The following is a 6,923-nucleotide window of genomic DNA, read 5'->3' on the forward strand; positions in this document are numbered from 1 at the left end:
ACAGCGACATCCTCGTGACGCAATCGAAGTTGACGTATGTGATTATTGAATTGACACTTATGTCAACTGATGATGTCAATTCGATAAGAGGAGGTCGCACAGATGGCAGAGGTGGCAGTCAAATCGCGGGGTCGGCGGGCGCGCCGCAGCGCTGGGCGCACGGCAGAGCCGGGGCAGAACGAACACCTGCGCGTGCCCTATATCAGCCGCAGTATCCCCACCTATGACATCCTGTCCGAGGAGAGCCTTGCGCAGATCGAGGCCACCGCCGAGCGTATCATGTCCGAAATCGGACTGGAGTTCCGCGACGATCCCGAAACCGTTGCCCTGTTCCGCGCGGCAGGCGCCGAGGTGACCGATCTGACCGCCAGCAGCTGGAACCTGAAATTCGCCCCCGGCATGATCCGGGAGATTCTGAAGACCGCGCCCGCGCGATTTACCCAGCACGCCCGCAATCCTGCCAACTCGGTCGAGATCGGCGGCGATGCCATGGTGCTGGCGCCCTCTTACGGCTCTCCCTTCGTGATGGATCTGGACAATGGCCGCCGCTACGGCACCATCGCCGATTTCCGCAATTTCGTGAAACTGGCGCAGATGAGCCCCTTTCTGCACCATTCCGGCGGCACCATCTGCGAGCCGACCGATATCGCCGTCAACAAGCGGCATCTGGATATGGTCTATGCCCATATACGCTATAGCGACCGGGCCTTCCTGGGCTCGATCACCGCGCCCGAGCGTGCCGAGGACAGTATCGAGATGTGCCGCATCCTGTTTGGTGCGGATTTCGTCGATCAGAACTGCGTCATCATGGGCAATTTCAACACCACCTCACCGCTGGTGATCGATGGCGTCACCTCGCAGGGGATCCGTGCCTATGCGGCGGCGGGGCAGGGGTCGATCCATCTGCCCTTCCTGCTGGGCGGGGCAGTGGCACCGCTGACTATGGCGGGGGCGCTAGCGCAATGTCTGGCCGAAACCATGGTGTCCTGCGCCATCACCCAGCTGGTGCGCCCCGGTGCGCCTGCCATTCTGGGCTCCTTCATCAGTTCCATGTCGCTGCGGTCGGGCTCGCCCACCTTTGGTACACCGGAACCGGCGCTGGCCTCGCTGGCCATGGGGCAGCTGGCGCGTCGCCTGAACCTGCCGCTGCGCTGCGCCGGGAATTTCTCAACCTCGAAACTGCCCGATGCGCAGGCGATGCAGCAGTCGATGATGTCGATGATGTCTGCGGTGCAATGCGGGGCCAATTACATCCTGCATTCGGCAGGTTTCCTCGACGGGCTTTTGTCGATGTCCTACGAAAAATTCATTCTCGATACGGACCTTTGCGGTGCGCTGCATGCCTATCTGAAAGGCTTCGAGGTCAACGAAGACACGCTTGGGTTCGACGCGCTGGCCGAAGGCGGCCCCGGGCAGCACCTGTTTTCCACCCAGCACACCCTGCGCCATTACCAGACCGCCTATTGGGACAGCGCGGTGGACGATCACCAGCCCTGGGAAACCTGGGATGAAAAGGGCGGCGTCGATGCGGCCTCCCGTGCCAACGCCCGCTGGAAGGCACAGCTGGCCGCCTATGAGGCGCCCGCGATGGACGAAGGTACGGATGAGGCGCTTCAGGCCTTTATCACCCAGAAGAAAGCCGAGGTGCCCGATGCCTGGTATTAAGTCCTGTACTGAGGCCTTTTCCTGAACCCGTTTCCGTTTCACCATTGACCTGACCACCCCGCAACAGATGCCCGCAAGGAGAGCGCCAAGATGTCCAATGATCCGCTTTTGCAGCCCTACCAACTGAAACACCTCACCCTGCGTAACCGGATCATGACCACCAGCCATGAACCGGCTTATCCGGAGGATGGCATGCCAAAGGAGCGCTATGCCGCCTACCATGCCGAGCGGGCCAAAGCGGGGGTGGCGCTGACCATGACGGCGGGGTCGGCAGCGGTGTCCAAGGACAGCCCGCCGGTGTTCAACAACGTGCTGGCCTATAAGGACGAGGTGGTGCCGTGGATCCAGGCGCTCACTGACCGGGTGCATGAACACGGTGCGGCGGTGATGATCCAGCTGACCCACCTGGGTCGTCGCACCACCTGGAACAAGGGCGACTGGCTGCCTTCGGTCAGCTCCACCCGCCACCGCGAACCGGCGCACCGGGCCTTTCCGAAACTGGCCGAGGATTGGGATATCGAACGGATCATCACCGATTTCGCCGATGCCGCCGAGCGGATGAAGGCAGGCGGCATGGATGGCATCGAATTGCAGGTCTACGGGCACCTGTTGGATCAGTTCTGGTCGCCACTGACCAATGATCTGGATGGTCCCTATGGTGGCGCGAGCCTTGAAAGCCGCATGAAACTGCCGCTGGATGTGCTTCAGGCAGTGCGCGACCGGGTCGGGGACGATTTCATCGTCGGCCTGCGCTACACGGCGGATGAGGGTCAGGCAGGTGGCATCACCCCCGAAGAGGGGCTCGAAATCTCCAAACGCCTGTCTGCCACCGGCATGGTGGATTTCCTCAACGTGATCCGGGGACGCATCCATACCGATCCGGCGATGACCGACGTGATCCCGGTGCAGGGCATGGCCGCCGCGCCGCATCTTGATTTTGCCGGGTCGGTGAAAGAGGCGACTGGCATGCCGACCTTCCATGCCGCCCGTATTCCCGATGTGGCAACGGCGCGCCATGCGGTGGCCTCGGGGCTTCTTGATATGGTGGGGATGACCCGCGCCCATATGGCCGACCCCCATGTGGTGAAAAAGATCATGGAAGGGCGCGAGGAGGACATCCGGCCCTGCGTCGGTGCCACCTACTGTCTCGACCGGATCTATCAGGCGGGCGATGCCCTTTGTATCCACAACGCTGCCACCGGGCGCGAGCTGACGATGCCGCACGACATTCCGACCGCGACGCAAAAGAAGAAGGTCGTCATCGTCGGCGCAGGTCCGGCAGGGCTGGAGGCGGCGCGGGTTGCTGCCGAGCGCGGCCACGACGTGACGGTGTTCGAGGCGGCCGCCGATCCCGGCGGGCAGGTGCTGCTGACCGCGCAAAGCCCACGCCGCCGCGAGATGATCGGCATTATCGACTGGCGCATGGCGCAATGCGCAGCGCGCGATGTGACCTTCCATTTCAACACCTGGGCCGAGGCGGCGGATGTCACCGCCCTCAACCCCGATGTGGTGATCGTGGCCACTGGCGGCCTGCCCAACGGGCATCTGTTTGAGGAAAAGGAAGAAGCTGCCAATGTGGTCTCGGCTTGGGATCTGATCTCGGGCGATGTAAAGCCTGCGCAGAACGTGCTGATCTACGACGAAAGCGGCGATCACCCCGCCCTGATGGCCGCCGAGGTCGCTGCTGCGGCGGGCAGCACGGTCGAGGTGATGACGCCAGACCGGGTGTTCGCCCCCGACATCATGGCGATGAACCTGGTGCCTTATATGCGCAGCCTTCAGGATAAGGACGTGCGTTTCACCGTGACCCGTCGTCTGCTCGATGTGGCCAAGAACGGCAATGTCCTGACTGCCACCATCGGCACCGATTACAGCGATCACAACTATACCGCTGATTATGATCAGGTGGTGGTGAACTATGGTACCCTGCCGCTGGATGATCTCTACTTCGATCTGAAGCCGCTCAGCCGCAATGGAGGCGAGCTGGATCACGAGGCACTGATCGCAGGTGCGCCGCAGGATGTGACGCGCAATGCAGATGGCACCTTCCAGCTCTTTCGCATCGGCGATGCGGTGTCTGCCCGCAACACCCATGCGGCGATCTATGACGCGCTGCGCCTGATGAAGGACATCTGATATGCGGATCGGCGTCATCGGCACCGGCACCATCGCGGGCGCGGTGGTGCGCGGTATCGCGGGGGACGGCCACCAGATCACGATCTCCGAGCGCAGTAAGGGTGTCTCTGCTGCGCTGGCCGATGCGTTTGAAAGCGTAACGGTCGCGCCGAACCAGCAGGTTCTGGACCAAAGCGATGTGATCTTTCTGGGGCTCATGGCCGGGGGCGCACCGGGTATCCTCGCGCCGCTCACCTTTCGCGCGGATCAGCGGGTGATCTCCTTCATGGCGGGCGCTGATCTCGGGCAGGTGGGGCGGATGATCGCCCCCGCGCGGGCCTCGGCGGTGATGATGCCCTTTCCCGGCATCGCGCAGGGCGGTTCCGCCATCATGGCGCAGGGCGATACCGATCTGGTCAATGAAATTTTTGGCACCCGCAATACCGTCTTTGCGCTGAAGGACAGTGCAGAACTGGACGCGTATCTTTGTGCGCAGGCGGTGCTGTCGCCGGTGGCGCGCATGGTTGGCGATGCGGCGGATTGGCTGGGCACGCGGGTTTCGGACCCCGCGCAGGGAGAGGCCTTCCTGCGGATGCTGGTGGCCACCAGCCTTGCCGAGACCGGCTGCGCCGATCTGATTGCGGCGCTGAATACGCCGGGCGGCTATAACCAGCGCCTGCGCCAGCATATGGAGGCCGCCGGGATGACCGGCGATCTGATGTCAGGACTGAACGACCTGGAGGGCTGAGCATTGAACACCTTTCCGCATATCTTTCGCCCGGTGACCCTGCGCCACAAGACGCTGCGCAACCGTATCGTTTTTGGCGCCCACACCACCAATATGGCCCGCGGAGGCCTGCCTGGGGACGCCCATACGGCCTATTACCGCGAACGGGCGCTGGGCGGCGCGGCGATGATCGTGGTCGAGCCGATGCCGGTGCATGCCTCTGCGGTGCTGACGCGCGGGAATTTCCTCCATTCCAGCGATGAAGTGATCCCCCACTTCCGTCGCCTGACCGAGGCCAGCAAGGCCGAAGGCGCGGTGATGATTCAGCAGCTCTATCACGTCGGCGCCCACGGCGATCAGGACAATTCCTGGCACGCCGCCTGGTCCCCCTCGGGTGGGCCAAGTTACCACGACAGCGACGCCAGCCACATGATGAGCGAGGCCGAAATCGAGGAAACCATCGAAGGGTTCGTTCAGGCCGCGATCCGCTGCCAAAAAGCAGGGTTCGACGGGGTCGAGGTCTGGGCCGCCTATCATTGCCTGCTCGATCAGTTCTGGACCCCCTTTTCCAACCAGCGTTATGATCGCTGGGGTGGCAGCCTTGAAAACCGAACGCGCCTGTCCCGCACGATCCTGCACCGCATCCGCCGCGCCTGCGGTGAGGACTTTATCATCGGCTTGTCGGTCAATGACGAACCGGGGGTGGATGTGGCGCTCAGCCGTGAAAGCATGGCCGAGATCGTCGCCCTGCACGACAGCGAAGGTGCCATGGACTATGTGACCGTTGGCTCCGGTTCCTATTTCGATTTCGCCCGGTTGCTGCCCAGCTTTCAGCACGGGGAGAAGCTGACCTCGGATCTGGCCCGAACGCTGAAGGGCGCGGTAGGGCAGGCCCTTGTGACTTCCGAAAGTCATATCCGCACGCCGGAGAACGCCAATACCCTTCTGGGCGCGGGAGAGGCAGATCTGGTGTCCCTGGTGCGCGGCCAGATCGCCGATCCGCATCTTGTTGCCAAGGCTGAGACGGGCAGGGCAGAGGATATCCGGGGCTGCCTGTCCTGTAACCAGCAGTGTTGGGGGAGGCGCAGCCGGGATTACTGGATTTCCTGCCTGGTCAATCCATCCGCCGGGCGAGAGCATGACTGGGGCGGTGATCGCTTCAACCCGACGACCGATCCGAAAAAGGTGCTGGTGGTCGGCGGTGGCCCCGCCGGGCTGGAGGCCGCCAGGGTTGCGGCCGAGCGTGGCCACCACGTGACCCTGGTCGAGGCGGCTGCGCATCTGGGGGGGCAATTCCATCTGGCTGGTCTGCAGCCACGCCGGGGGCAGATCACCGATCTGATCAGCTGGTACGATCGCCAGCTCACCCGTCTGGGCGTTGATGTCCGGCTCAACACCTATATGGATGCCGGGGACATAAAGGCTGAGGGGGCCGATAGGGTGGTCCTGGCTACCGGCAGCCAGCCGACGGAGACCGGGTTCCAAAAGGCCCTACCGCATCTGGCCCACCTGCCGGGGATCGAACACGGCCACGTCTGGTCCGCCGAGGATGTGATGGCCCGCCGTGCCCGTCTGGGCCAGGAGGTGATCGTCCTGGATGAAGGCGGCAACTGGCGCGGCTGCGGCACCGCCTGGCGGCTGGCCGAAGACGGGCACCGGGTGACGCTGGTGACGCCGGACCCGATGGTGGGCAAGGAGCTGCAGCGTTCGGCCACGGATCTCCACCTCCGCCGCGCACTGGCGGAGGTGAGTGTCACCTTCGTGACCGAGGCCGCCATCGCAGGCTGGGACGGGCAGGGCGCGACGGTGACCTGCCTGCTGACCGGCTCGCAAAGGGCCATTCCGGCCGACGATTTGGTAATGGCGGTCCCGAACCATGCGGATATGTCTCTGCGGGACGAGTTGATCGGGCTGGGTGTTACGCCGCAACTCGTCGGTGATGCCGATGCGCCCCGGATGGCGGCGCAGGCAATTTTCGATGGTCGTCGAGTCGGTCTCGCGTTTTGACCGGCTCCTGTCCGGGGGATTTGCATACGATTCCAGCCCCCTTCAGGTGTGATTCAACGGCATTCTGTGGATAACCCTGTGGAGGACTAAGCGTCCCTCGCCGAGTGTGGGCGAAAGGGCCTGCAAAAAGGAGAAGGTACCGCTCAATCGCACATCGGGGCCAGATTTAAGTGTGGGTTAAGGTTTTGAATTTGTTGAGTAATGTGAGAAAATTCCCATTTTTTCGGTTTTTGTTGATTTTAGGGTTGCGGGTATTTGGAGTTGGGACTAGAACCCCCTTCACCGGCGGCGCTGAGGCGCTGCTGAGACACACCGGACGGGACGGCGGCGACGCGGAAACGGAAGGTTGACGGATCGGAAAGACGGTTGAGACGCTCAGGAGAGACTGGGGCATCTTTGAGGATGGGGC

Annotated in this window: 4 protein-coding genes; all 4 read left to right on the top strand. The window is 63.0% G+C overall.

The window, feature by feature from the left end:
• The first annotated feature begins 102 nt into the window (after positions 1-102).
• The 4 genes from AAFO90_RS03030 to AAFO90_RS03045 all read left to right on the top strand — a co-directional run bounded on the left by AAFO90_RS03030 (position 103) and on the right by AAFO90_RS03045 (position 6,514).
• Positions 103-1,665, top strand: coding sequence for a trimethylamine methyltransferase family protein (locus AAFO90_RS03030; RefSeq protein WP_347508461.1), 1,563 nt, complete (start codon positions 103-105; stop codon positions 1,663-1,665).
• A gap of 90 nt (positions 1,666-1,755) precedes the next feature.
• Positions 1,756-3,801: an NADH:flavin oxidoreductase gene (locus tag AAFO90_RS03035; protein ID WP_347508462.1), complete on the top strand. Its 2,046-nt coding sequence runs from the start codon at positions 1,756-1,758 to the stop codon at positions 3,799-3,801.
• 1 nt (position 3,802) lies between these two features.
• The gene (locus AAFO90_RS03040) at positions 3,803-4,528 is read left to right on the top strand and encodes an NAD(P)-binding domain-containing protein (RefSeq protein WP_347508463.1); all 726 of its coding nucleotides are present in this window, start codon (positions 3,803-3,805) and stop codon (positions 4,526-4,528) included.
• A 3-nt stretch (positions 4,529-4,531) separates the two neighbouring features.
• Positions 4,532-6,514, top strand: coding sequence for an FAD-dependent oxidoreductase (locus AAFO90_RS03045; protein ID WP_347508464.1), 1,983 nt, complete (start codon positions 4,532-4,534; stop codon positions 6,512-6,514).
• Positions 6,515-6,923: the final 409 nt, after the last annotated feature.

The organism is Phaeobacter sp. CAU 1743 (assembly GCF_039839315.1).
GTDB lineage: Bacteria > Pseudomonadota > Alphaproteobacteria > Rhodobacterales > Rhodobacteraceae > Phycobacter > Phycobacter gallaeciensis_A.